22 protein-coding genes are annotated in these 23,601 nt (G+C 57.7%); 3 read left to right on the forward strand and 19 right to left on the reverse strand.

Translation table 11 applies throughout. The annotated features are described in order from the left end of the window. Positions 1 to 73: 73 nt before the first annotated feature. The 3 genes from dinF to N037_RS04955 form a co-directional block, all read right to left on the reverse strand. Positions 74 to 1,411, reverse strand: a complete 1,338-nt coding sequence (gene dinF / locus N037_RS04945) for an MATE family efflux transporter DinF (RefSeq protein WP_032639454.1) — start codon at positions 1,409 to 1,411, stop codon at positions 74 to 76. Positions 1,412 to 1,474: 63 nt separating this feature from the next. Continuing rightward, positions 1,475 to 2,083, reverse strand: a complete 609-nt coding sequence (gene lexA / locus N037_RS04950; RefSeq protein ID WP_023334159.1) for a transcriptional repressor LexA — start codon at positions 2,081 to 2,083, stop codon at positions 1,475 to 1,477. 108 nt (positions 2,084 to 2,191) lie between these two features. Continuing rightward, positions 2,192 to 2,560, reverse strand: a complete 369-nt coding sequence (locus N037_RS04955) for a diacylglycerol kinase (protein ID WP_023334158.1) — start codon at positions 2,558 to 2,560, stop codon at positions 2,192 to 2,194. 154 nt (positions 2,561 to 2,714) lie between these two features. On the opposite strand from N037_RS04955, the gene plsB reads away from it, so the two are divergent. After that, a complete protein-coding gene (gene plsB, locus N037_RS04960; protein WP_023334157.1) occupies positions 2,715 to 5,135 on the forward strand; it encodes a glycerol-3-phosphate 1-O-acyltransferase PlsB in 2,421 nt (806 codons plus the stop codon). Positions 5,136 to 5,239: 104 nt separating this feature from the next. Here plsB and gntU read toward each other — a convergent pair whose 3' ends face one another. The 5 genes from gntU to N037_RS04985 all read right to left on the reverse strand — a co-directional run bounded on the left by gntU (position 5,240) and on the right by N037_RS04985 (position 10,180). Beyond that, the gene (gene gntU / locus N037_RS04965) at positions 5,240 to 6,580 is read right to left on the reverse strand and encodes a gluconate transporter (protein ID WP_010436459.1); all 1,341 of its coding nucleotides are present in this window, start codon (positions 6,578 to 6,580) and stop codon (positions 5,240 to 5,242) included. 3 nt (positions 6,581 to 6,583) lie between these two features. Beyond that, complete coding sequence (gene gntK, locus N037_RS04970) at positions 6,584 to 7,111, reverse strand: gluconokinase (RefSeq protein WP_008503362.1); 528 nt, start codon at positions 7,109 to 7,111, stop codon at positions 6,584 to 6,586. A 126-nt stretch (positions 7,112 to 7,237) separates the two neighbouring features. Then, positions 7,238 to 8,233, reverse strand: coding sequence for a gluconate operon transcriptional repressor GntR (gntR, locus tag N037_RS04975; RefSeq protein WP_021242747.1), 996 nt, complete (start codon positions 8,231 to 8,233; stop codon positions 7,238 to 7,240). A gap of 91 nt (positions 8,234 to 8,324) precedes the next feature. Further along, positions 8,325 to 9,020 carry a pirin family protein gene (locus N037_RS04980; protein WP_003861565.1) on the reverse strand — a complete coding sequence of 232 codons (696 nt, stop codon included), beginning with the start codon at positions 9,018 to 9,020 and terminating at the stop codon, positions 8,325 to 8,327. 122 nt (positions 9,021 to 9,142) lie between these two features. Next, the gene (locus N037_RS04985; protein ID WP_032639456.1) at positions 9,143 to 10,180 is read right to left on the reverse strand and encodes an oxidoreductase; all 1,038 of its coding nucleotides are present in this window, start codon (positions 10,178 to 10,180) and stop codon (positions 9,143 to 9,145) included. A 256-nt stretch (positions 10,181 to 10,436) separates the two neighbouring features. Here N037_RS04985 and yhhY point away from each other — a divergent pair, with 256 nt between their 5' ends. Further along, the gene (gene yhhY / locus N037_RS04990) at positions 10,437 to 10,925 is read left to right on the forward strand and encodes an N-acetyltransferase (protein WP_010436469.1); all 489 of its coding nucleotides are present in this window, start codon (positions 10,437 to 10,439) and stop codon (positions 10,923 to 10,925) included. Positions 10,926 to 11,011: 86 nt separating this feature from the next. On the opposite strand, the gene ggt is transcribed toward yhhY, so the two are convergent. Next, positions 11,012 to 12,757 carry a gamma-glutamyltransferase gene (gene ggt / locus N037_RS04995; RefSeq protein WP_072163883.1) on the reverse strand — a complete coding sequence of 582 codons (1,746 nt, stop codon included), beginning with the start codon at positions 12,755 to 12,757 and terminating at the stop codon, positions 11,012 to 11,014. A gap of 123 nt (positions 12,758 to 12,880) precedes the next feature. On the opposite strand from ggt, the gene N037_RS05000 reads away from it, so the two are divergent. Next, a complete protein-coding gene (locus N037_RS05000; protein ID WP_032639458.1) occupies positions 12,881 to 13,258 on the forward strand; it encodes a DUF2756 family protein in 378 nt (125 codons plus the stop codon). Here the strand turns inward: N037_RS05000 and ugpQ are convergent. The 10 genes from ugpQ to livK all read right to left on the reverse strand — a co-directional run bounded on the left by ugpQ (position 13,242) and on the right by livK (position 23,310). Continuing rightward, a complete protein-coding gene (gene ugpQ, locus N037_RS05005) occupies positions 13,242 to 13,988 on the reverse strand; it encodes a glycerophosphodiester phosphodiesterase (RefSeq protein ID WP_032639460.1) in 747 nt (248 codons plus the stop codon). The two genes, N037_RS05000 and ugpQ, sit on opposite strands and share 17 nt — an antisense overlap. Further along, complete coding sequence (locus tag N037_RS05010) at positions 13,985 to 15,055, reverse strand: sn-glycerol-3-phosphate import ATP-binding protein UgpC (RefSeq protein ID WP_032639463.1); 1,071 nt, start codon at positions 15,053 to 15,055, stop codon at positions 13,985 to 13,987. Before N037_RS05010 ends, ugpQ begins: the two co-directional genes overlap by 4 nt. 1 nt (position 15,056) lies before the next feature. After that, complete coding sequence (gene ugpE / locus N037_RS05015) at positions 15,057 to 15,902, reverse strand: sn-glycerol-3-phosphate ABC transporter permease UgpE (RefSeq protein ID WP_032639466.1); 846 nt, start codon at positions 15,900 to 15,902, stop codon at positions 15,057 to 15,059. Continuing rightward, positions 15,899 to 16,786: a sn-glycerol-3-phosphate ABC transporter permease UgpA gene (gene ugpA / locus N037_RS05020; RefSeq protein ID WP_032639468.1), complete on the reverse strand. Its 888-nt coding sequence runs from the start codon at positions 16,784 to 16,786 to the stop codon at positions 15,899 to 15,901. Before ugpA ends, ugpE begins: the two co-directional genes overlap by 4 nt. Positions 16,787 to 16,913: 127 nt before the next feature. Beyond that, a complete protein-coding gene (gene ugpB, locus N037_RS05025) occupies positions 16,914 to 18,230 on the reverse strand; it encodes a sn-glycerol-3-phosphate ABC transporter substrate-binding protein UgpB (protein WP_023334149.1) in 1,317 nt (438 codons plus the stop codon). 247 nt (positions 18,231 to 18,477) lie between these two features. Next, complete coding sequence (gene livF / locus N037_RS05030; protein WP_008500102.1) at positions 18,478 to 19,191, reverse strand: high-affinity branched-chain amino acid ABC transporter ATP-binding protein LivF; 714 nt, start codon at positions 19,189 to 19,191, stop codon at positions 18,478 to 18,480. A 1-nt stretch (position 19,192) separates the two neighbouring features. Then, complete coding sequence (gene livG / locus N037_RS05035) at positions 19,193 to 19,957, reverse strand: high-affinity branched-chain amino acid ABC transporter ATP-binding protein LivG (RefSeq protein WP_032639470.1); 765 nt, start codon at positions 19,955 to 19,957, stop codon at positions 19,193 to 19,195. Further along, positions 19,954 to 21,231, reverse strand: a complete 1,278-nt coding sequence (locus N037_RS05040) for a high-affinity branched-chain amino acid ABC transporter permease LivM (protein WP_023334147.1) — start codon at positions 21,229 to 21,231, stop codon at positions 19,954 to 19,956. The genes livG and N037_RS05040 overlap by 4 nt, the downstream gene beginning before the upstream one ends. Continuing rightward, positions 21,228 to 22,154: a high-affinity branched-chain amino acid ABC transporter permease LivH gene (livH, locus tag N037_RS05045; RefSeq protein WP_008500099.1), complete on the reverse strand. Its 927-nt coding sequence runs from the start codon at positions 22,152 to 22,154 to the stop codon at positions 21,228 to 21,230. The genes N037_RS05040 and livH overlap by 4 nt, the downstream gene beginning before the upstream one ends. A gap of 46 nt (positions 22,155 to 22,200) precedes the next feature. Continuing rightward, the gene (gene livK, locus N037_RS05050; protein WP_032639472.1) at positions 22,201 to 23,310 is read right to left on the reverse strand and encodes a high-affinity branched-chain amino acid ABC transporter substrate-binding protein LivK; all 1,110 of its coding nucleotides are present in this window, start codon (positions 23,308 to 23,310) and stop codon (positions 22,201 to 22,203) included. Between the last annotated feature and the right edge of the window lie 291 nt (positions 23,311 to 23,601).

A 23,601-nucleotide genomic window follows, 5' to 3' on the forward strand; every position in this document is an offset into this window, starting at 1 on the left:
CTTTTCTGCTGGACGTGATAATTATTGTAGTTAAGGATTCGGTGGTTGATTTCATATTCGGAATCTTTAACCGTCACGATATATCGTGGCGCGAGGGAAACCAGGTATTGTTTTGCCAGTGGCGGTGCCAGATAAACGCCAGCGATATCCCTCGCAGCGAGAGGAAAACGGCCAGGGCCAGCCACAAGCCGTGATTACCCAGCCAGGGAAGCGTCAGCAGCGTCAGACCAAACCCTGCCGCCGCGACCGCCATGCTGTTGCGCATTTCCGCGCCGCGCGTCGCACCAATAAACATGCCGTCCAGCAGATAACACCAGACGCCGACCACCGGTAAGATGACTTGCCAGATGAGATAGTGACTCGCCAGCTCGCGCAGCGCTGGGATAGACGTAAGTAACGCAACGATCTGCTCACCAAAGCAGGCGTAAAGCAGACCGAATGCCAGCGCAACCAGTCCCGACTGACGGCAGGCTGCCCGCCAGACGTCCCGAAGCTGCCCGCTTTCGCGTGCGCCGTACGCCTGCCCGGAATGCGCTTCTACCGCATAGGCAAACCCGTCCAGCGCGTAGGCGGTAAAGGTCAGTAGCGTCATCAATACCGCGTTGACCGCAACGATTTCTGGCCCCAGCCGGGCCCCGAAAACCGTCAGCGCGCCGAAGCAAAGCTGAAGCAACAGCGAGCGCAGCATGATGTCACGATTAAGCGCCAGCAGCTTACGGATATTGCCGCGCCATGCGGTTTTGAGCAGCGCCAGGGAGATGCCGCGCATCGCCAGCACGCGCCAGACCATCCACAGACCAATAATAAAGGTTCCGTATTCGGCAATTGCCGTCGCCAGCGCCGCGCCCCGAACATTCATATGCAGGCCCATTACCAGCCAGACATCCAGCACAATGTTGAGAAGGTTGCCTACCACCAGCAAAATGACTGGCGCACGGGCATACTGAACGCCCAGTAGCCAACCCAGCAGAACCAGGTTAGCCAGCGAGGCGGGCGCGCTGAGCCAGCGGATTTCAAGGAAACGTCGCGCCTGCGCCAGTACCGCCTCGCTGCCGCCAACAACATGGAGCGCAAGGTCGATCAGGGGCGCACGTAATAAAACGATTAACGCCCCCGCACCAAGCGCAAGGATCAGCGGCTGGACCAGTGCGCGCGCCAGACGCAGCGGATCTTTTGCACCATAAGCCTGGGCTGTGAGTCCGGTGGTGCTCATGCGTAAAAAGAGCAGCAGCATAAACAAGAAGCTGGTTGCCGTCGCACCAATTGCCACGCCGCCGAGATAAACCGGGGAATCAAGATGACCAATAACGGCAGTATCGACCAGACCCAGCAAGGGCACGGTAATATTGGAGAAAATCATCGGCAGAGCAAGACGCCACAATGCCTTATCGGATGCCGTCAGCAGTGACATGAAAAATACCGGGAGTGGGAAACGAAGCAGGCTACAGCGGCGCCATAGCCTGACAGGAAGAGGTTACAGCCATTCACCGTTGCGAATGACCCCAACCGCCAGTCCTTCGATAGAGAAGTTCTGTTCGCGGAGATCGACCACAATCGGCGAGAACTCGTTGTTTTCAGGCAGCAACTGAACGGTGTTACCTTGTTTTTTCAGACGCTTGACGGTGACTTCATCATCAATGCGCGCGACAACCACCTGGCCGTTACGCACATCCTGCGTTTTGTGCACCGCAAGCAGATCGCCGTCAAGAATGCCGATGTCTTTCATCGACATACCGCTGACGCGCAGCAGGAAATCCGCGCTCGGTTTAAACATGGCCGGATCGACCTGGTAGTGGCCTTCAATATGCTGCTGTGCCAGTAAAGGCTCACCGGCAGCAACACGCCCCACCAGCGGAATGCCCGTCTCTTCTTCCACCAGCAGGCGGATACCGCGTGACGCGCCGGAAACAATCTCAATCACGCCTTTACGCGCCAGCGCTTTCAGGTGCTCTTCGGCAGCATTCGGAGAACGGAAGCCCAGACGCTGCGCGATTTCCGCACGCGTGGGTGGCATACCCGTCTGGCCGATATGATCCCGGATGAGATCAAACACCTCTTGCTGCCTGGTCGTTAACGCTTTCATTCCGCCCCCTGGGTGTATATACAGTTATGCTGTGAGTATATACAGTCAAAGGCGATTTTGGAACCAAAAACTGCACAAAAAACCAGGGACTTAATTATTCCTCGAGGCTCATCGGAAATGTGACCAAAGCAGTGTGACCCAGGTGATAACGGCAGTGATAATCGCCAGCAACACGGCAGCAGAGCCCATGTCTTTTGCGCGGCCAGAAAGCTCGTGGAAATCTGAACCAATGCGATCAACAACGGCCTCAATAGCGCTATTAAGAATTTCCACTATCATCACCAGAAGCACGGAACCGATAAGCAGTACGCGGGTAATAGCATCAACATCAAGGAAACAGGCGATAATCACCGCGATGATAGCGGCGACGCCCTCCTGGCGAAAGGCGGCTTCGTTGATCCACGCAGCCCGGAACCCTTTCCATGAATAGCCAGCGGCTTTGATGATACGCGTTAACCCAGTGGTATTATTGGCCATTAAAAGAACCTTTTAAGAAAAAAAGCGTCAGTAACAGGAACTGTAGCGCGTTTCGCTACAGCCTGAAGTATGACGGGTAACAACAGAAATTTTGCGCGCTTTCTGTTATCCTTGCGCCGCAATTGCATTATTAACCAGAGGCTTTACATCGTTTATGTCCGGCTGGCCACGAATTTACTACAAATTACTTAATTTACCATTAAGCATCCTGGTAAAAAGCAAGTCTATCCCAGCAGAACCCGCGCTGGAATTGGGGCTCGATACGTCGCGTCCTATTATGTACGTTTTGCCTTATAACTCGAAGGCAGACTTACTGACGCTTCGCGCCCAGTGTCTGGCGCATGACTTACCTGACCCGCTTGAACCGCTTGAAGTTGACGGCACTTTGCTGCCGCGCTACGTGTTCATTCACGGCGGGCCGCGCGTGTTTACCTACTACACGCCAAAAGAAGAGTCCATCAAGCTGTTCCATGACTATCTCGACCTGCATCGCAGCAACCCCGATCTGGATGTGCAGATGGTGCCGGTATCGGTGATGTTTGGCCGTCGTCCGGGCCGTGAAAAAGGTGAAGAGAACCCGCCGCTGCGCATGCTTAACGGCATCCAGAAGTTCTTCGCGGTCTCCTGGCTGGGACGCGACAGCTTTGTGCGTTTCTCCCCTTCCGTTTCGCTGCGTCGAATGGCGGACGAGCACGGCACCGACAAGATCATCGCGCAAAAACTGGCGCGCGTGGCGCGTATGCACTTCGCTCGTCAGCGCCTGGCTGCCGTAGGGCCGCGTCTCCCGGCGCGTCAGGATCTGTTCAACAAGCTGTTGGCCTCCAAAGCGATCGCCCGTGCGGTTGAAGACGAAGCGCGCAGCAAGAAAATATCGCATGAGAAAGCCCAGCAGAACGCCATTGCGCTGATGGAAGAGATTGCAGCGAACTTCTCTTACGAGATGATTCGCCTGTCCGATCGTATTCTCGGCTTTACCTGGAACCGTCTCTACCAGGGCATCAACGTTCATAACGCCGAGCGTGTACGTCAGCTGGCGCATGATGGCCATGAGATTGTCTATGTTCCCTGCCACCGCAGCCACATGGACTACCTGCTTCTTTCCTACGTGCTCTATCACCAGGGGCTGGTACCACCGCACATTGCTGCCGGTATCAACCTGAATTTCTGGCCAGCAGGTCCGATTTTCCGCCGCCTGGGCGCCTTCTTTATCCGTCGTACCTTCAAGGGCAACAAGCTCTACTCCACCGTGTTCCGGGAGTATCTGGGCGAGCTGTTCAGCCGCGGCTATTCCGTGGAGTACTTCGTCGAGGGCGGTCGTTCCCGTACCGGACGTCTGCTCGATCCGAAGACCGGCACGCTGTCGATGACCATTCAGGCGATGCTGCGCGGAGGAACCCGTCCAATCACGCTGGTGCCTATCTATATTGGCTATGAGCACGTGATGGAAGTGGGCACGTACGCCAAAGAGCTGCGCGGTGCGACCAAAGAGAAAGAGAGCCTGCCGCAGATGCTGCGCGGCTTGAGCAAGCTACGCAATCTCGGTCAGGGCTACGTGAACTTCGGCGAACCGATGCCGCTGATGACATACCTGAACCATCACGTTCCCGAGTGGCGCGAATCCATCGATCCTATTGAAGCGATTCGTCCGGCCTGGCTGACGCCAACGGTCAACGGCATCGCGTCCGAGCTGATGGTGCGCATTAACAACGCCGGTGCGGCTAACGCCATGAACCTGTGCTGTACGGCGCTTCTGGCTTCGCGTCAGCGCTCGCTGACCCGTGAACAGCTCACGGAGCAGCTGGATTGCTATCTGGACATGATGCGAAACGTGCCGTATTCCGTTGATTCAACCGTGCCTTCTGCTACCGCCAGTGAGCTTATCGATCACGCGTTGCAGATGAACAAGTTTGAAGTCGAAAAGGACACGATCGGCGACATCATCATTCTGCCGCGCGAGCAGGCAGTGCTGATGACCTACTACCGCAACAACATCACCCATATGCTAATGCTGCCGTCGCTCATGGCAGCTATCATCACCCAGCATCGCCGCATCTCGCGTCAGGAACTCTTGCGTCACGTTGAGACGCTCTACCCGATGCTGAAAGCGGAGCTGTTCCTGCGCTGGAGCAAAGATGAGTTGGCGGGTGAGCTGGACAAACTGACGGAAGAGCTGCGTCGTCAGGGGCTGATCACCGTCTCAAACGATGAGCTGCACATCAATCCATCACGCTCCCGTACCCTGCAGCTGCTGGCGGCCGGTGCGCGCGAAACGCTGCAGCGCTACGCCATTACGTTCTGGCTGCTGAGTGCGAACCCGTCTATCAACCGCGGTACGCTGGAGAAAGAGAGCCGGACGCTGGCACAGCGCCTGTCCGTTCTGCACGGCATTAACGCCCCTGAATTCTTCGACAAAGCGGTCTTCAGTTCCCTGGTGCTGACGCTGCGTGACGAAGGCTTTATCAGTGATACGGGTGATGCCGAGCCGGAAGAGACGCTGAAGGTGTACCAGATGCTGGCAGAGCTGATCACCTCGGATGTGCGTTTGACGATTGAGAGCGCGACGCAGGGCGAGTAACGCAATGCCGGGTTATGGCCCGGCCTGATGTCCTGGATAATAAAAAGGCCCGGTAAGCGCTTACGCTACCGGGCCTTATTTTTAGCCTTGTTATATCACCGCATTTAGCTGAGCAGCGTAAAGGCAATCATCCCAACAATCGCCCCCGTCGTGCCGAGGATGGTTTCCATCAGCGTCCAGGTTTTCAGGGTTTGCGCTTCGGTGGCACCGGTAAATTTACCGAACAGCCAGAAGCCCGCGTCGTTAACGTGAGAGACCACAATTGAACCGCCCGCGATACAGATAGACAGCGCCGCCATCTGCGCACCGGAGTAGTTCAACTGTTCAATCACCGGCATCACCAGACCCACGGCGGTTAAACACGCCACGGTTGCGGAACCCTGGATGATACGCACCGCCGCGGCCAGTACGAAGCAGGTTACCGCAATCGGCAGGCCCATCCCGGTCAGCGCTTCGCCCAGAGCCGGACCTACGCCAGAATCCACCAGCACCTGCTTGAACACGCCGCCTGCACCGATCACCAGCAGGATAATACCCGCAGGCTGCAGCGCGGCACCGCAGATCTCCATCACGCGGTCTTTCGGCATCCCCTGGCGCATCGCCAGGCCGTAAATCGCCACCAGACACGCGACCAGGATCGCCGTGAACGGGTGGCCGATGAACTCAAACCATTCATAGGCGCTGGAGCCCACCGGCACAAAGCGCGCGGCAATGGTTTTCAGACCCACGAGAACCAGCGGCAGCAGGATCAGCGACAGGCTGAAGCCGAAGGACGGCATTTTGCCTTCGCCGAGGTGCGGCTCGGTGATGTCGTCGGGAATGTGCAGCTCAACGTAGCGGCTGATGAAGTTGCCCCACAGCGGACCGGCAATAATCATCCCCGGGATTGCCGCGCACAGGCCAATCAGGATCATCCAGCCAAAATCAGCGTGCATTTGGGACGCCAGCAGCATCGGCGCAGGCCCCGGCAGCAGAAACGCTGCGGCGGCCGCCACGCCCGCAAACAGCGGAATAACCAGCTTCACGAGGTTAGTGCCGGTATGGCGCGCCATGGAGAACGCGACGCTTATCAGCAGCACAACGGCCACTTCGAAGAACAGCGGCAGCGCGCAAATCAGGCCAGCCAGACCAATCGCGTAGTGCGCACGGCTGTGGCCGAAGGATTTCAGCATCTTGACGGCAATCTGGTCGACCGCGCCCGTCTCGTGCAAAATCTTGCCAAACATCGCGCCAAGGGCGACCACAATCGCCAGGAAGCCCAGCGTACCGCCCATCCCTTTTTCCATCGTCGCGGCGATCTTGTCGAGCGGCATACCGGAAAAGAGACCTGCACCTATAGAAACCACCATCAAAGCAACAAAGGCATGCATACGCGCCTTCATCACCAAAAACAGCAGCAGCAATACGGAACCCACTGCTGTCAAAACTAGCGTTAATGTACTCAAAACTTACTGCCTTTTATTAATGACCTCGATGGTGCTGGCAACAACACCTTCCAGTGACTGATCGATATCAACCACTAAGACGTCTTTCTCATCTTCACCCGGCTCCTGCAGCGCTTCGAACTGCGTCACCAGCATCTGGGTTTTGAAGAAGTGACCTTTACGCGCCTTCAGACGGCTTTCAATCACCTCGAAATCCCCTTTCAGGTAGATGAAAGAGAGATTCGGGTTGCCGTCGCGCAGCAGGTCGCGGTAGGTTTTTTTCAGCGCGGAGCAGACGATCAGGGAGACTTTGTTGGTACGCTGCATAGCGAACGCGGCGTCATTCAGCGCCTGCAACCACGGTTTGCGGTCGTCGTCGTTCAGCGGCTCGCCGGAGGCCATTTTCATGATGTTGCTGCGCGGATGGAGGAAGTCGCCATCAAGGAACGCAGCCTGGAGTTGATGCGCCACTTCGCTGGCTACGGCTGATTTCCCGCTACCGGAAACGCCCATCAGGACGTAGACGTGGTGATCGTGATTAGTCGTGCTCAAAGGGTGTCCCTCAGTCAATTGTTACGGGTAACAGTTATCGGTAACATTGTCCTGCCGGGGCAAAAGAGAAGCAATATCCAAACGTGCGCGAAGTGAATAAGTGTGAGCTAGTTCAAATTTGTCAGTTCAAATAGATCCACCCGGTGACAAGGTGAAACCTAAATCTAACATTTTTGGAGTCACCGTCTCACCACGAATGCGCGCCAGCAGGCGTTCTGCGCCAATACGGCCCATACGTTCACGCGGAGTCAGGACGCTCGCCAGACGCGGCTCCATCACCTGGCCGATGTCGTGGCCGTGGAAACCGGCGATCGCCATATCATCCGGGATCTTCAGCCCCAGACGCTGACACTCAAATGCCGCGCCGACCGCAAGGTCATCATTGGTACAGAAAATACCGTCCAGTTGCGGATACTCGCGTCGCGCCTGACGCATCAGCTCAATACCCGACGTGTAGGAAGAGGACTGCTCCACCATCACGCTGTAGGGGGTTAAGTTGGCGTCGAGCATCGCCTGCTCGTATCCCTTCTGTTTGATGATAGTACGTTCATCAAGACGCGCACCCAGATAGGCGATATGACGATGCCCGCGGGCGATGATGGCCGCCGTCATCTGGCGCGCCGCTTCGAAGTTATCGAACCCAACGGCGATATCGAGGCACGGCGACTGGCTGTCCATCAGCTCCACCACCGGAATACCGGCCACTTCAATCATTTTGAGCGTGCGGGCAGTGTGGGTACGTTCGGTTAAAATCAGGCCGTCAATGTTCCAGGAAAGCATGGATTCAAGACGTTCCTCTTCCAGTTCCGGCTTGTACCCATAGTGGGCGAGCATGGTCTGGTAGCCAAAAGCATCAGTGACGCTTTCAATTCCCCGCAGTACTTCGGCGAAAACCTGGTTGGTCAAGGATGGAAGCAGGACGCCCACCGCACGGCTGGTCGCATTGGAGAGAATATCGGGCGCGCGGTTGGGGATATAACCCAGTTCATCAAGGGCGGCGGCAATCTTGCCACGCAACGCCACGGAAACCTGTTCCGGGTTACGTAAAAAACGGCTGACCGTCATTTTGGTCACACCGACGCGATCGGCGACATCCTGAAGTACGGGGCGTTTCTTTTTCATCGTCCTGAGAAATCTTGAAGTGAGAGATTTGCTCAGTTTATCACGGACAAAGCTCAACCTTCCCCGTTTAAAGGGAAGGTTGAGAAATTATTTAGACCGGCGGCAGGTCAAACAGCAGGATTTCACTTTCACTGTCGGCGTGCACGGAGAGCGCCTGCTCATCCCAGACGGCCAGACCATCGGCGGTGGTGGCTTTGGTGCCGTTGATGGACACTTCACCTTTCACCACCTGGATCCAGACGCGGCGGTTGGCGGCAATCTGGTGCACAGACTGTTCGTCTTTTGCCAGCGCCCAGCGATACAGCTCCATATCCTGATGCACCTTCAGGGAACCTTCACGCGCATCCGGGGAGAGCACCAGCTGTTTGCCCTGTTTCGCGTCGAAGCGGCGCTGCTCGTAGCGCGGCGTGATGCCGGTTTCTTCTGGAATGATCCAGATTTGATACAGGTGCAGTTTTTCCGTTTTGCTCGGGTTGTACTCGGAGTGACGCACCCCGGTACCCGCGCTCATAATCTGGAACTCGCCCGCCGGAACCTGCTCTTTGTTGCCCATGCTGTCCTGGTGCTCAACCGCCCCTTCAAGCACATAGGTCAGGATTTCCATGTCTTTGTGCGGGTGGGTACCGAAGCCCTGGCCTGCATCAATCACGTCGTCGTTAATCACGCGCAGTGCGGAGAAGCCCATGAAGTTTGGGTCGTAGTAGTCGGCAAACGAGAATGAATGCCATGAGTCCAGCCAGCCATGATTCGCGTGACCACGTTCGTTTGCTTTGCGTAAGTAGATCATTGTTTCACCCTCAGTTCGTTTCGATGGAGTAAGTGTGGACGCAAACCGCCTGGGATCATAGAGGGTGAAAATTGACTCCTCTGTTCAAAAATTATGAACAAGCGCAGAGGAGCCGTTTTTGCTTATTTCGCGAGGGTTACCGTGGCAGGAGAGGCCTGCTCGAAGGCCCGCTCAAGGATTTCCAGGTTGGTCAGAACGTCAGATTCCTTGACGTAATTCGGCGCGCCGGCTGTGAGGGTTTCATACAGCGCATCGTACACGCGGCCATAGTCGCCCGTTTCCGGTTTCAGCTCTTCCCTGACCGTCAGGCCCTCGTCGTTCACGTACTCCAGCACGCCCACGGAATCATCCGCCGCAAAACCCGGTTCGCCCGGCATGATATTGGCCTTCAGGCTGGTCTCCTGCTGGTCAATACCGTACTTGATGAACGAGCCTCGGGTGCCGTGAACGATAAATTTCGGATAGTCGATTTTCACCAGATGGCTGGTTTTGACGATGGCTTTCAGGTCGCCGTAGAACAGCTGCGCTTCAAAGGTGTCGTCCGGGTTGGCTTTATTACGCAGGCTGCGAATGTCATACGCCACGTGGTCCGGGCGTCCAAACAGGGAGATGATCTGGTCCATGGTATGCACGCCCAGACCATAGAAAGAGCCGTCCTGCGGCAGGCCGGGCTGGGTCTCCGCCACCGGACGGTAGTAATCGAAGTGGCTTTCTATTTCCACGATGTCGCCAAGCTTGCCGCTTTCAATCGCTTTTTTCGCCGTCAGGAAGCAGCTGTCAAAGCGACGGTTCTGATACGGCGTAACGGTCAGGCCTTTACTTTTCGCCAGCGCGAACAGCTCTTTTGCTTCGGCGATAGTTGGGGTGAACGGCTTTTCCACCAGCACGTTTTTACCCGCTTCCAGCGCGCGTTTCGCGTAGTCAAAATGGCTGTCGGCGTGGGTGCAGACAACAACCAGTTTGACCTGAGGGTCGTTAAGTACCTCATCAAGATCGCTGGTGAAATGGATGTGGGAATACTGCGGGGATTGCTCTTCCGGCTTCGCGCGGCGGCGGTAGATATGGGCCACATGCCAGCTGTCTTTACGGTTGAGAACATACGGCAGGTGGTAGCGGGTGGTGCTTTTACCAAATCCAATAAATGCGCAATGTAGTGTCATGGCTCAGTCCTTTTGGAAGGTTACTGAGTCTAACCATAACAAAAAAAAAGCCAGCTCGAAGCTGGCTAAAGTAATACTGGAAGCAATGTGAGCAATGTCGTGCTTTCAGGTTCCCGTAGAGGTCTTCCTGAACGCAGAGCAATAATAATCATTCTCATTCGCACTTGTCTACTTTTTTTTGCAAAAAATAGCGGTTGACTCAAATTTTAAAGTCATTGATGTTGAAAGGGACGTTTAACTGACTGAGGAACAAGGAATGAGTGAGATAGTGATACGCCACGCGGAACCAAAAGATGCCGAAGCCTTACGCCAGAACTACATGCATCCAGGGGTGTATCACGACACGCTACAGCTACCTCATCCTTCCCTTGAGCACTGGCAAGAGCGGCTTCATCCTAAACCTGGCCAAAAACGTCTGGTCGCATGCATCGATGAAAACATCGTCGGTGACCTGGCGCTGCAGGTAGAAGCCAGCCCGCGACGCAGCCATGTGGCAACCTTTGGTATCAGCGTTGCGGCGCACGCCCAGGGGCGCGGCGTGGGGAGCGCGCTCATGCGCGAGATGATCAACCTGTGCGATAACTGGATGCGCATCGAACGTATCGAGTTAACGGTTTTTGCCGATAACCCAGCAGCACTGGCGCTGTACCGGAAGTTTGGCTTTGAAATCGAAGGCACCGGCAGGAAATTCGCCCTGCGCAACGGCGAGTATGTGGATGCGTATTATATGGCGAGAATGAAGTAGTTATTTGCCGGGTGGCGGCTTCGCCTTACCCGGCCTACGTTCGTGCAGTTGTAGGCCCGGTAAGCGCAGCGCCACCGGGCAATACGTTAATACCCCGCCGACAAATCATCCACCGAACGCGGGTCCGAGGCCCCAAACAGCGCCCCGTCCGGCCCCACCATAATGCTCTGGGTGCTGCCCATCGCCTCTTTCACCGCCACCTTCTGACCGCGCTGCTCCAGCAGTTTGATGGTATCCGGGCTAAAGCCCTTCTCCACGCGCAGCTCGTCCGGCAGCCACTGGTGATGGAAACGCGGGGCGTTGGTCGCTTCGGCGACGTTCATCCCAAAGTCGATGCTGTTCACTACCATCTGCAGCACGGTGGTGATAATACGGCTGCCGCCAGGGCTGCCGGTCACCAGCCAGGTTTTCCCGTCTTTCACGACAATCGTAGGCGACATGGACGACAGCGGACGTTTCTTCGGCCCTACCGCATTCGCATCGCCGCCCACCAGCCCGTAGACGTTCGGCACGCCAGGCTTGGCAGAGAAGTCATCCATCTCGTTGTTCAGCAGAATGCCGCTGTTGCCCGCCACAATCCCGGTGCCGAAGGTGGTGTTGAGCGTATAGGTCACCGCCACCGCGTTTCCGTCTTTATCCACCACCGAGAAGTGGGTGGTCTGGTTGCTTTCATACGGCGCCAGCTTGCCGGGGCGGATCTCGCTCGACGGCTTGGCCTTGTTAATGTCGATCTGGTCGGCAATGGATTTGGCATACGCCTTGTTAGTAAGCGCCTGCCACGGCACCTTCACGAAGTCCGGATCGCCGAGATACTCCGACCGGTCGGCGTAGGCGCGTTTTTCCGCTTCCGCCATCACCTGCATGGCGTCCGCGCTGCCGAAGCCGAACTTGTGCATATCGAAGTTTTCGAGAATATTGAGGATCTGCACGATGTGGATCCCGCCGGAGGACGGCGGCGGCATGGAGAAGACCTCGTAGCCGCGATAGGTGCCGCTAATCGGCTCGCGCTCCACCGCCTTGTATTCCGCCAGATCCGCTTTGGTGATGAGCCCGCCGTTCTTCTGCATCTCTTCGGCAATCTGGTCGGCAATCGCCCCTTTGTAGAAGGCGTCCGGGCCGTGCTCAGCAATCAGCTCCAGGCTTTTGGCGAGGTTCTTCTGCACCAGCCTGTCGCCCTTCTTCAGCGGCTCACCGTCTTTCCAGAAGATAGCCTTGCTGTTTTCATGATTGGGAATGACTTCGCTGCCGTAGGTCTTGAGATCGTCCGCCAGCGCATCGTTTACCACAAAGCCGTCGCGCGCCAGCTTGATGGCTGGCTGCACCACCTTGTTCAGCGGCAGGGTGCCGTATTTTTCCAGCGCCAGCGAGAAGCCCGCGACGGTACCCGGCGTGCCGGAGGCGAGATGCGAGGTCAGGGATTTTTTGCTGTCAGGGTTACCCTGATCGTCGAGGAACATATCGCGGGACGCCTGAGAAGGTGCCATCTCGCGGAAGTCGATGGCGGTGGTTTTGCCGTCTTTAGTGCGCAGCATCATAAAGCCGCCGCCGCCGAGGTTACCCGCCTGCGGATGCGTTACCGCCAGCGCATAGCCGACGGCGACCGCTGCATCCACCGCGTTACCGCCCTGCTTGAGAATATCGACGCCCACTTTCGTTGCCAGCGCGTCCACCGACGCCACCATGCCATGCGTCGCCCGCACGGGATGGAAAACATCTTCCTCCACGCCGTAAGAGACGGGAGGCGCCGCGGGCGGGTTGGCCGCCACGCTAAATGTGCCGCCGGCCATCAGCGCGGCGATCGCTACCCAGCGCAAAAACGTTGGTTTCATCATTATTGTTCTCCAGGTGATGGGGTCCATGCTCCCCGCTTAAGCCTGGTTCACAACTCCTAAAAAATCATCGTCATGGTGAAATCAGGGTAAACTTAAGAGAGACCTCAAAAGGAGGAAATGACAATGAAACGCTTGATGATTCTTGCGGCGCTGATCCCGTTTGCCGCGCTCGCACAGCCACTCAACACCCTGAACAACCCGAACCAGCAGGGTTACGTTATCCCGAGCCAGCAGCGCATGCAGACCGAGATGATGAGCCAGCAGCAACAGCAGAAAGGGATGCTTAACCAGCAGCTTAAAACGCAGACCCAGATGCAGCAGCAAAGCCTGCAAAATCAGATGAACGCCAACACCCAGCGCGTGCAGCAGGGGCAGGTGCGCGAGCAGCCGCTGCCGAATAAAAACGGCGGGATGTTAGGTGGGATGACGTCGTCAGGCAGCGGACAGCAGCATATGCTGCCGCCGCAGTCGAATGGCAGTATGCTTAATCCGCAGAACTAAAGTCCGGGCCGATCAGGTCGATTGCATCGGTACAGATGCTGTCCACGCCCCAGCGCAGCAGTTCGGCTGCCCGCTGGGGCTTGTTGACCGTATAAACCAGAATATGCAGACCCGCGTCTTTCAGCATCTTCACCCGCGCCTCATCCAGCAGCTTGTGATTGAGATGGATAGAGACGCACGCTAAGCGCGTCGTCAGTTCGCGCCAGTCCTCGCGCCACTCGTCAAGCAGCAGCCCGCGCGGCAGCGCCGGCACGGCGGCCTGTGCCGCTTCCAGGGCGTCAATTTCAAACGAAGAGAGCAGCGGCGCGGTCATCCCTTCCCACAGCTCACGCGCGGCCAGGGCAATCAACTTGCCCGTCAGCGGCCCGGTACCGGTGGTTGGTTTGATTTCGATATTGGCCATCATGCCGTGCTGGCGACAGCGATCGGCCACTTCCGCCAGCAGCGGCAGCGGTTCGCCTTTGAATTCGCCGCTGTACCAGCTTCCGGCGTCCACCTTCAGCAGATCGCGCCACGGCAGTTCACCCGCCACGCCCCAGCCGTTGCTGGTGCGTTCGAGGTTATCGTCATGCAGCAGGAAAATTTCGCCGTCTTTCGACAGCTTGGCGTCGAACTCGATCATCGTGTGACCGTAGCGCGCGCCGACGTCAATTGCCGCCAGGGTGTTCTCCGGCGCCAGCTTACCGCCGCCCCGGTGGGCGACGACGTGGGGATAAGGCCAGTTGCTCATACTCGTTGTCCTGTTTCACCGTCAAACAGGTGCAGATGGTTTTCCGGCAGGTGCAGCCACAGCGTGCTGCCGCCTTTCGGGCGCTCCTGATGCGCCAGGCGCACCACCATTTTTTGTTCGCCCCAGCGCCCGTGCGCCAGGTTATCTGCACCCAACATCTCCAGCGTGTCCATCACCAGCGGCACGCCGCCGTCCGCCTGAGAGGTTAAACCGATATGCTCCGGGCGGATACCGAGCGTCATCTTACGCCCGGCGTAGCCACGATAGTACCAGTTGATCGGCAATGCCATCCCGCTTTCCAGCTCAAAATGCGTGCCCGCGCTGCTGATACGCCCTTCCAGCAGGTTCATTGCCGGGCTCCCAATAAAGCTCGCCACAAAGCGGGTGGCCGGTTTCTCATACACTTCCACCGGGGTGCCAATCTGCTCGGCGATGCCTTTGTTCATCACCATCACGCGCTGGGCGAGGGTCATGGCTTCGACCTGATCGTGGGTCACGTACAGGGAGGTGGTTTTCAGACGACGATGCAGCTGCTGCAGCTCAAGACGCATCTGCACGCGCAGCTTGGCGTCGAGGTTAGAGAGCGGCTCGTCGAACAGGAATACCGCCGGGTCGCGCACGATGGCGCGCCCCATCGCCACGCGCTGACGCTGGCCCCCTGAAAGCTCGCGCGGGCGGCGCTTCAGCAGGCCGTCCAGCTCCAGAATGCGCGCCGCTTCTTTCACCCGCTCCTCGATATGGCCTTTTCCCATGCCGCGGATTTTCAGCCCCCAGGCCATGTTCTCTTCCACACTCATGTGCGGATAGAGGGCGTAGTTCTGGAACACCATCGCGATGCCGCGATCCTTCGGCTCCATCTCGGTCACGCGCTGACGGTCAATCCAGATATCCCCGGAGGTGACGCGCTCAAGTCCCGCCACCATGCGCAGTAGGGTCGATTTGCCGCAGCCGGACGGGCCGACCATCACGATGAATTCCCCATCCGCCACGTCGAGCGTTAACGGCTGAATGACCTGGGTTTTGCCATCCCAGCTTTTGGTGACTGCCTGAAGTTTTAAACCTGCCATCTTATTTCTCACTGTCCACTAAACCACGCACAAACGCACGCTGCATGGCTAAAACGATAACGACCGGGGGGATAAGGGTGAGCAGCATTGCCGCCATCACCTGGTTCCAGAGGGTGGTGCCTTCGCCGGTGGCGATCATGCCTTTGATGCCCGCCACGGCGGTGCCGAGGTTGACGTCCTGAATAATCAGCAGCGGCCACAGGTACTGGTTCCAGCCGTAGATAAAGGTGATCACAAACAGCGCCGCAAGGTTGGTTTTCGACAGCGGCAGCACGATATCGCGGAAGAAGCGCATCGGCGAGGCGCCGTCGATGCGCGCGGCTTCAATCAGCTCGTCCGGCAGGGTCATAAAGAACTGGCGGAACAGGAAGGTGGCGGTCGCCGAGGCCATCAGCGGCAGGGTTAAGCCCGCGTAGCTGTCGAGCATCTTCAGGTTGGCGATCACCTCCACCGTCGGGAAGATACGCACCTCCACCGGCAGCATCAGGGTGATAAAAATCATCCAGAAGAAGAGGTTACGCAGCGGAAAGCGGAACCAGACGATGGCTAAGGCCGAAAGCATCGACACCGTAATTTTGCCGACCGTAATGCCAAACGCCATGATGAAGCTGTTGAGCATCATCAGCCAGAACGGCGCGCTGTTGGCGCCCACGCCCTGGGTCCAGATGGTCTTCATATTCTCGAACAGATGTGTGCCTGGGATCAGCGTCATCGGCGTATCAAATACGGCTTTGGTGTCCAGCGTGGCGGCGACAAAGGCCACATACAGCGGGAAGAGGATGACGATAATCCCTAAAATCAGCATGGTATGGCTGAAAATCGTCAGCCCGCGACGGTTCTCAATCATTGGTAGCGCACCTTACTTTCGACATAGCGGAACTGCACCACCGTGAGGACGATGACGAGGAACATCAGCACCACGGACTGCGCGGCGGAGGCCGAGAGATCAAGACCGGCGAAGCCTTCGCGGTAGATCTTATAGATAAGCGTGGTGGTCGCCTGCACCGGACCGCCTGCGGTCGCCGCGTCGATCACCGGGAAGGTGTCGAAGAAGGCGTACACGAGGTTGACCACCAGCAGGAAGAAGCTCACCGGGGCAATCAGCGGCAGCGACAGTCTGAAGAAGCGACGAATCGGCCCTGCGCCGTCAATCGCGGCGGCTTCCACCAGCGAACGGGGAATGGACTGCAGCGCGGCAAAGAAGAACAGGAAGTTATAGCTGATCTGCTTCCATACCGAGGCGAACACCACCAGGAACATCGCCTGACCGCTGTTCTGGGCGTGGTTCCAGTCGTAGCCGAACTCTGCCAGAAAATGGGTAATCAACCCTCGCCCGGGGTTAAACAGGAAGATCCACAGCACGGCGGCGACGGCGGGCGCCACGGCGTACGGCAGCAGCATCAGCGTTTGATAAATACGGCTGCCGCGCACCACGTAGTCCACCAGCGCGGCGAAAAACAGCGATGCCAGAAGGCCGCTGACGGTGACCAGGGTGCTGAACTTTATCGTCGTCCAGAAGGCGTCGATGTAGTAGCTGTCGTGCCACAGTGCAGCGAAGTTATCCAGACCAACAAACTGGCTGGAGAGCCCGAACGGATCGACGCTTTGTACCGAGTACCACAGCGCTTCGCCCGCAGGCCAGATAAAGAAAACAACGGTGATGACCAGCTGCGGCGCGACCAGCAGGTACGGCAGCCAGCGGGAACGAAACACCGGACGGGATGATGACATAGGTTTGCTCTGTAGGTATTCACCCCTCACCCCGGCCCTCTCCCCAAAGGGGCGAGGGAGAAAAGACGGCTCCGCGCAGTCCCCTCTCCCCTACGGGGAGAGGGTTAGGGTGAGGGGCAGGTTTGAATTACGATTTGGTGGACTGCTCAAAGCGGCGCAGCAGCTGATTCCCGCGCTCTACCGCGGAATCCAGCGCCTGCTGTGGCGTTTTCTTACCGGTCCAGACGCTTTCCAGCTCTTCATCCACGATGGTGCGGATCTGCGGCATGTTGCCCAGACGCAGGCCTTTGGTGAACGGCAACGGCGGCTTGTTCAGCATCTGACGCGTCGCGATATCCGCGCCCGGGTTCTTGCTGTAGAAGCCCTGCTCGCGGGTCAGGTCATACGCGGCTTTGGTGATCGGCAGGTAGCCGGTCTTCTGGTGCCACTCGGCGGCGTTTTCCGGCTTGGCCAGGAAGTCGAGGAACTCGGCTACGCCTTTGTAAGTGCCTTTGTCTTTACCCTGCATCACCCACAGGCTCGCCCCGCCGATAATGGCGTTCTGCGGCGCGCCCTTCACGTCAGCGTCATACGGCATCATGCCCACGCCGTAGTTGAATTTGGCGTAGTGACGGATATCCGCCAGCGAGCCGGACGAGGCGGTGGTAATGGCGCAGTCGCCGTTGTAGAACTTCTCGGTGGATTCGTCCTTACGCCCGAAGTAGCTGAAATCGCCCTTCTTGTTGAGTTCTTCCAGCAGCGCGATGTGCTTCACCTGCTCCGGCTTGTTGAACTCCAGCACCGCATCGGTGCCGTCGAAACCGTTGTTTTTGGTCGCCACCGGCAGGCCGTGCCAGGCGCTGAAGTTTTCAATCTGGATCCAGCCCTGCCAGCCGCTGGCGTAGCCGCACTTCATCCCCGCCGCCTTCAGCTTCGCGGTGTACTCCGCCAGATCCTGCCAGGTTTTTGGCGGCTGCTCCGGGTCTAAACCAGCTTTCTTGAAGGCGTCTTTGTTGTAGTACAGCACCGGCGTAGAGCTGTTAAACGGCTGGGACAGCAGGTGGCCGGTTTTGGAATCGGTGTAGTAACCCGCTACGGTCGGCACAAACTGCGACTCGTCGAAGCTGATGCCCGCTTCTTTGAAGACTTCATAGACCGGCTTGATGGCTTTGGAGGCCATCATGGTGGCGGTGCCCACTTCATAAACCTGTAACAGGGCCGGCGCGTTGCCGGTACGGAAGGCGGCGATGCCCGCGCTCAGGCTCTGCTCGTAGTTGCCTTTATACACCGGCACAATTTTGTAATCCGGGTGGGTGTCGTTGAAACGCTGCGCCAGGGAGTCAACTTCTTTACCCAACTCCCCTTCCATGGAATGCCAGAACGGAATGGTGGTGACAGCCATTGCGTTCGTCGCAAAAGCCAGACCCAGTGCCAGACCCAAAGCTGTGTGTCGTAACGATGTCATTGTCATCTCTCTTATTGTGCCGGATGCGCGATATCACGCGTTTTATGCTCGCGAGGTAACATGACATGCTCGAATTACAGAAAAATAACTGTTTGTTTACAGATAAGTGACAGCCAGGCGTCAGGGGGATGATGGTTGTGTGAAGGGGTGTAGTGGTTAAAAAAGCCGGGTGGCGGCTACGCCTTACCCGGCCTACTCGATCCCTGTAGGCCCGGTAAGCGCAGCGCCACCGGGCAACACAGACGGCTTAGCCTCCGAGGTACGCGCTCCGCACCGCCTCGTTCGCCAGCAGCGCGTCACCGGTATCCTCCAGCACCACGCGGCCGTTCTCCAGCACGTAGCCACGGTCGGCGAGCTTCAGCGCCTGGTTGGCGTTCTGCTCGACGAGGAAGATGGTCATCCCCTCTTTACGCAGCTGTTCGATGGTGTCGAAGATCTGCTGGATGATGATCGGCGCCAGACCGAGCGACGGTTCGTCCAGCAGCAGCAGGCGCGGCTGGCTCATCAGCGCGCGGCCAATAGCCAGCATCTGCTGCTCACCGCCGGACATGGTGCCCGCACGCTGGATGCGGCGCTCCCACAGGCGCGGGAAGAGTTCGTATACCCACTTGATGCGGGTCTGGTATTCATCGCGGTGGGCAAAGAAGCCGCCCATCGCCAGGTTCTCTTCCACCGTCATGCGGGAGAAAACGCGGCGCCCTTCCGGAACAATCGCCACCGCCTCGCGCATGATTCTGGCGGTCTGCCAGTCGGTAATGTCTTTACCATCGAACACAATCCGCCCGCTGGTGGCGCGCGGGTCGCCGCACAGGGTACCGAGCAGCGTGGTTTTGCCCGCGCCGTTGGCGCCAATCAGGGTCACGATTTCACCCTGATTGATATGCAGGCTGACGTCGTGCAGCGCCTGAATCTTGCCGTAGTGCGCATTGACCTTGTCGAACGTTAACATCGCTTTTTCCATCTTATGCCTCACCAAGGTATGCGCGGATCACGTCCGGGTTGTTGCGGATCTCTTCCGGCGTGCCGTTTGCCAGCGGCGTGCCCTGGTTTACCACGTAGATACGGTCCGAAATGCCCATCACCAGCTTCATGTCGTGCTCAATTAGCAGGATGGTGGTGTCATGACTGTCGCGCAGCTCGGCAATCAGCTCGTCCAGCTCTTTGGTCTCTTTCGGGTTGAGCCCTGCCGCCGGTTCGTCGAGCATCAGGATTTCCGGCTGCGTCACCATGCAGCGCACAATCTCCAGGCGACGCTGGTCGCCGTAGGCCAGGTTGCTCGCCTGGCGGTTGGCATGCTGCAGCAGGCCAATTCGGTCAAGCCAGGTAGCGGCGCGATCGAGCGCTTCATCCTGCGCGCGGCGGAAGGCCGGTGTTTTCAGCAGGCCGGAGAACAGCCCGGTTTTCAGCTGCTGATGCTGTGCTACCAGCAGGTTCTCAATTACCGTCATCTCGCGAAACAGACGCACGTGCTGGAAGGTACGCACCACACCCATGCGGGCAATCTGCTGACCCGGTAAACCTTCGAGGTGCTGGTCGCGCAGCATGATGGTGCCGCCCGTCGGCTTGTAGAAGCCGGTCAGGCAGTTGAAGACCGTGGTTTTCCCCGCGCCGTTCGGGCCAATCAGGGAGACAATCTCTTTCTTGTGCAGATCCAGACTCACGTTGTTGACCGCCAGCAGGCCGCCAAAACGCATCATCAGACCGTTAACGGATAATAAAGGCTTCATGCCTGCTCTCCTTTCGCCTGAGTGCGTTTCAGCTTCAGCTGTGGACGGGTCATCGGCAGCAGCCCCTGCGGACGCCAGATCATCATCAGCACCATTAAACCACCCAGCATCAGCATGCTGTATTCGTTAAAGTCGCGCATCAGCTCGCGCGAGACCACCAGCAGGATGGCCGCGAGGATAACGGCAAACTGCGAGCCCATCCCACCGAGCACCACAATCGCCAGCACGAAGGCGGATTCGGCAAAGGTGAACGATTCCGGGCTGACGAAGCCCTGACGCGCGGCGAACAGCGTTCCGGCGAAACCGGCAAACGCGGCGCTGATGGTGAACGCGGTCAGCTTGATGCGGGTCGGGTTCAGGCCCAGGGAGCGGCAGGCGATCTCATCTTCACGCAGCGCTTCCCACGCGCGGCCCAGCGGCATGCGCAGCAGACGGTTGATCACGAACAGGGTAATCACCACCAGCAGCAGCGCCACCAGATAGAGCCAAATCACGCGGTCGGACGGGTCATACTTCACGCCAAAGAAGTTACTGAAGGTATCCCAGCCGCCTTCGCGGGCGGTACGGCTGAACTCCAGGCCGAAGAAGGTCGGTTTCGGGATCTGGCTGATGCCGTTCGGGCCGCCGGTCACTTCGGTGTTGTTGAGCAGCAGGATACGGACGATTTCGCCAAAGCCTAAGGTCACAATCGCCAGGTAGTCACCGCGCAGGCGCAGCACCGGGAAGCCAAGCAGGAAGCCTGCAGCGGCAGAGACCAGCCCCGCCAGCGGCAGGCACGTCCAGAAGCCGAGGCCGTAATAGTGGTTCAGCAGCGCGAAGGTATAGGCACCGATGGCGTAGAAGCCGCCGTAGCCCAGCACCAGCAGGCCAGACAGCCCCACGACAACGTTCAGACCGAGACCGAGAATCACGTAGATCATGGTCAGAGTGGCGATATCTACGGTGCCGCGAGACACCACAAACGGCCACGCCACGGCGGCCACCAGCAGCGCCACGAGGAACAGCTTCTGCTTAACCGTAGAACCGTCGATTGCCGGCAGCACGAATTTTGGACCGGAGACGTTTTTCAGCGTCTTCTGGAACAGCGGACGCAGCAGCTGGAACAGGAACACCACGGCCGTACCGATAAATACCCACTGCCAGCGGATGTCAGCTGCGGTATCGACAACCAGTTTGGTGCCATTCAGCTCAAGCTGGACGCCCATAAAGACGCTGGCCAGCACGAAGAACATGGCGGCAGAGAGCAGCGCCATTGCAAAATGCATCGGTTTCATACTTTCTCTACCTCCGGACGGCCCAGAATACCGGTAGGCATCACCAGCAGAACCAGAATCAGCAGGGCAAACGACACCACGTCTTTATACTCCGTGCTCAGGTACGCCGAGGAGAGCGCTTCCGCCACGCCCAGGATCAGGCCACCGATCATCGCGCCCGGAATACTGCCGATACCGCCCAGTACCGCGGCGGTGAAGGCTTTCATCCCGGCCATAAAGCCGATGTACGGGTTGATCACGCCGTAGAACTGGCCGAGCAGGACACCCGCCACCGCCGCCATCGCGGCACCAATCACGAAGGTCAGGGCAATCACGCGGTCGGTGTTGATGCCGAGGAGACTCGCCATCTTCAGGTCTTCTGCGCACGCGCGGCAGGCGCGTCCCATACGCGAGTAGCGGATGAACAGCGTCAGGGCGAGCATCGCAATAAAGGTCACGACCCAGATAACCAGCTGCATGGTGGTGATAGAGGCCGCGAAGTTTTCGCTGGCCCCCACAATCCACTGGCCGTTAAACAGGCTTGGCAGCGCCACGTCGCGCGAACCTTCGGTCAGGCTGACGTAGTTTTGCAGGAAGATCGACATCCCGATGGCGGAGATCAGCGCAATCAGGCGTTTTGAACTGCGCACGGGCCGGTAGGCCACGCGCTCGATGCTCCAGCCGTAGGCGCTGGCAATCACAATCGCGCCGACAAACCCGGCGGCGACCAGCAGCCAGCTGCTGTCGATGCCCATCATCATCAGGGCGGCGATAATCATGAAGGAGACGTAGCTACCGATCATGTACACCTCGCCGTGGGCGAAGTTGATCATGCCGATAATGCCGTAAACCATCGTATAGCCGATGGCGATCAGCGCGTAGGTGCTTCCCAGCGTAACGCCGTTAAACATCTGCTGCAGGAAATAGAGAAACTGCTCGGACATATGCAAACCTTTTTATACCCGCCCGTCATGCCGGGCGGTGGGATAATTATTTGGCGGCCGAGGATGAACCGTCGGCGTGCCACTTAAAGACACCAAACTCAAATCCCTTCAGATCGCCTTGCTCATCCCAGTTCAGCGGCCCAATCACGGTGTTCGCCCCGTGCGCTTTTAAATCTTTCACCAGATCCAGCGGTTCTTTGCTGCCGGAGCGATCCAGCGCGGTGGCCAGAGACTGTACGGCCGCGTAGGTGATCCAGACGTATGGACCACTCGGATCTTTCTTCTGCGCCTTGAGCGCATCCACGATAGCCTTGTTGGCCGGATCCTGGTCATAGCGTTTTGGCATCGTCACCAGCATGCCTTCGGCAGAATCCCCCGCGATGTTTGACAGGGAGGCATTGCCCACGCCCTCTGGCCCCATAAACTGGGTTTTCAGACCGGTGGCGCGCGCCTGACGCAGCATCTGGCCCATCTCCGGGTAGTAGCCGCCGTAGTAAACGAAGTCGATGTTCTCTTTTTGCAGACGGGCGATCAGCGCGGAGAAGTCTTTCTCACCGGCGGTAATGCCGTCGAAGAAGACGATGTTTGCGCCGCCTTTTTTCAGGCCGTCCTGCACGGAGCGCGCCAGGCCTTCGCCGTACTGCTGCTTGTCATGAATAATGGCAATGCGCTGTGGCTTAACGGTCTCGAGGATGTATTTGGCGGCGGTGGGGCCCTGCGAGGAGTCCAGACCGGCGGTACGCATGATGTGCTGATAGCCGCGCTGGGTCAGCTCAGGGTTAGTTGCGCCTGGGGTGATCATCAGGATACCTTCGTCTTCGTAGATGTCAGACGCAGGCTGGGTGGAGGATGAACACAGGTGGCCGATCACATACTGGATACCGTCGTTGACGATTTTGTTGGCGACCGCGACGGCCTGCTTCGGATCGCAGGCGTCGTCATATTCCACGCCCACCAGCTTGTCGCCCTTGATGCCGCCCTTAGCGTTGATGTCTTTAATGGCCTGGCGCGCGCCGTTGAACTCCATGTCACCCCACTGGGCAACAGGGCCGGACATTGCACCCACTACCGCAACTTTAATGTCCTCCGCCATAGCGGCATGCGAGATCGACAGTGCGACCATCCCCGCGATTAACGTCTTCGCGTTCCTTTTCATCTCTGAATCCCCATTCGTGATGTCGTGTTTATATTTTGTTTTATTATGGTTAAAAAGCATTCTGTACTTTTAATGAACAACGCTATTTTTACCAGTGCCTTTAATGGTTTAGCGCAGGTTTTTGTCAAAAACCAGACTAAAATCTCTATTTTTCAGGCGATTAAGCAAAGATAATATTCTGAAATCAGGCAGAGATAAACAAATAAAAGTGCAGTTTGCAGCATAAAATAACGGTACAAAGCGCCGAATAAATCACTACCATTCAGGTTAAAATTCTGCTTATTTTTCGAT

Origin of the sequence: Enterobacter sp. EGD-HP1, from assembly GCF_000733275.2 — a bacterium.
Classification (GTDB): domain Bacteria; phylum Pseudomonadota; class Gammaproteobacteria; order Enterobacterales; family Enterobacteriaceae; genus Enterobacter.

Coding starts and splice junctions, on each gene's coding strand:
- livH (WP_008500099.1), bottom strand. CDS start 22,154: ATGTCCGAGCAGTTTCTCTATTTCCTGCAGCAGATGTTTAACGGCGTT.
- ugpA (WP_032639468.1), bottom strand. CDS start 16,786: ATGTCATCATCCCGTCCGGTGTTTCGTTCCCGCTGGCTGCCGTACCTG.
- N037_RS04980 (WP_003861565.1), bottom strand. CDS start 9,020: ATGATCTACTTACGCAAAGCAAACGAACGTGGTCACGCGAATCATGGC.
- N037_RS05040 (WP_023334147.1), bottom strand. CDS start 21,231: ATGAAACCGATGCATTTTGCAATGGCGCTGCTCTCTGCCGCCATGTTC.
- N037_RS04955 (WP_023334158.1), bottom strand. CDS start 2,560: ATGGCCAATAATACCACTGGGTTAACGCGTATCATCAAAGCCGCTGGC.
- ugpB (WP_023334149.1), bottom strand. CDS start 18,230: ATGACATCGTTACGACACACAGCTTTGGGTCTGGCACTGGGTCTGGCT.
- ugpQ (WP_032639460.1), bottom strand. CDS start 13,988: ATGAGCAACTGGCCTTATCCCCACGTCGTCGCCCACCGGGGCGGCGGT.
- N037_RS05000 (WP_032639458.1), top strand. CDS start 12,881: ATGAAACGCTTGATGATTCTTGCGGCGCTGATCCCGTTTGCCGCGCTC.
- N037_RS05010 (WP_032639463.1), bottom strand. CDS start 15,055: ATGGCAGGTTTAAAACTTCAGGCAGTCACCAAAAGCTGGGATGGCAAA.
- dinF (WP_032639454.1), bottom strand. CDS start 1,411: ATGTCACTGCTGACGGCATCCGATAAGGCATTGTGGCGTCTTGCTCTG.
- ggt (WP_072163883.1), bottom strand. CDS start 12,757: ATGATGAAACCAACGTTTTTGCGCTGGGTAGCGATCGCCGCGCTGATG.
- livG (WP_032639470.1), bottom strand. CDS start 19,957: ATGAAGCCTTTATTATCCGTTAACGGTCTGATGATGCGTTTTGGCGGC.
- livF (WP_008500102.1), bottom strand. CDS start 19,191: ATGGAAAAAGCGATGTTAACGTTCGACAAGGTCAATGCGCACTACGGC.
- livK (WP_032639472.1), bottom strand. CDS start 23,310: ATGAAAAGGAACGCGAAGACGTTAATCGCGGGGATGGTCGCACTGTCG.
- yhhY (WP_010436469.1), top strand. CDS start 10,437: ATGAGTGAGATAGTGATACGCCACGCGGAACCAAAAGATGCCGAAGCC.
- ugpE (WP_032639466.1), bottom strand. CDS start 15,902: ATGATTGAGAACCGTCGCGGGCTGACGATTTTCAGCCATACCATGCTG.
- N037_RS04985 (WP_032639456.1), bottom strand. CDS start 10,180: ATGACACTACATTGCGCATTTATTGGATTTGGTAAAAGCACCACCCGC.
- gntR (WP_021242747.1), bottom strand. CDS start 8,233: ATGAAAAAGAAACGCCCCGTACTTCAGGATGTCGCCGATCGCGTCGGT.
- plsB (WP_023334157.1), top strand. CDS start 2,715: ATGTCCGGCTGGCCACGAATTTACTACAAATTACTTAATTTACCATTA.
- lexA (WP_023334159.1), bottom strand. CDS start 2,083: ATGAAAGCGTTAACGACCAGGCAGCAAGAGGTGTTTGATCTCATCCGG.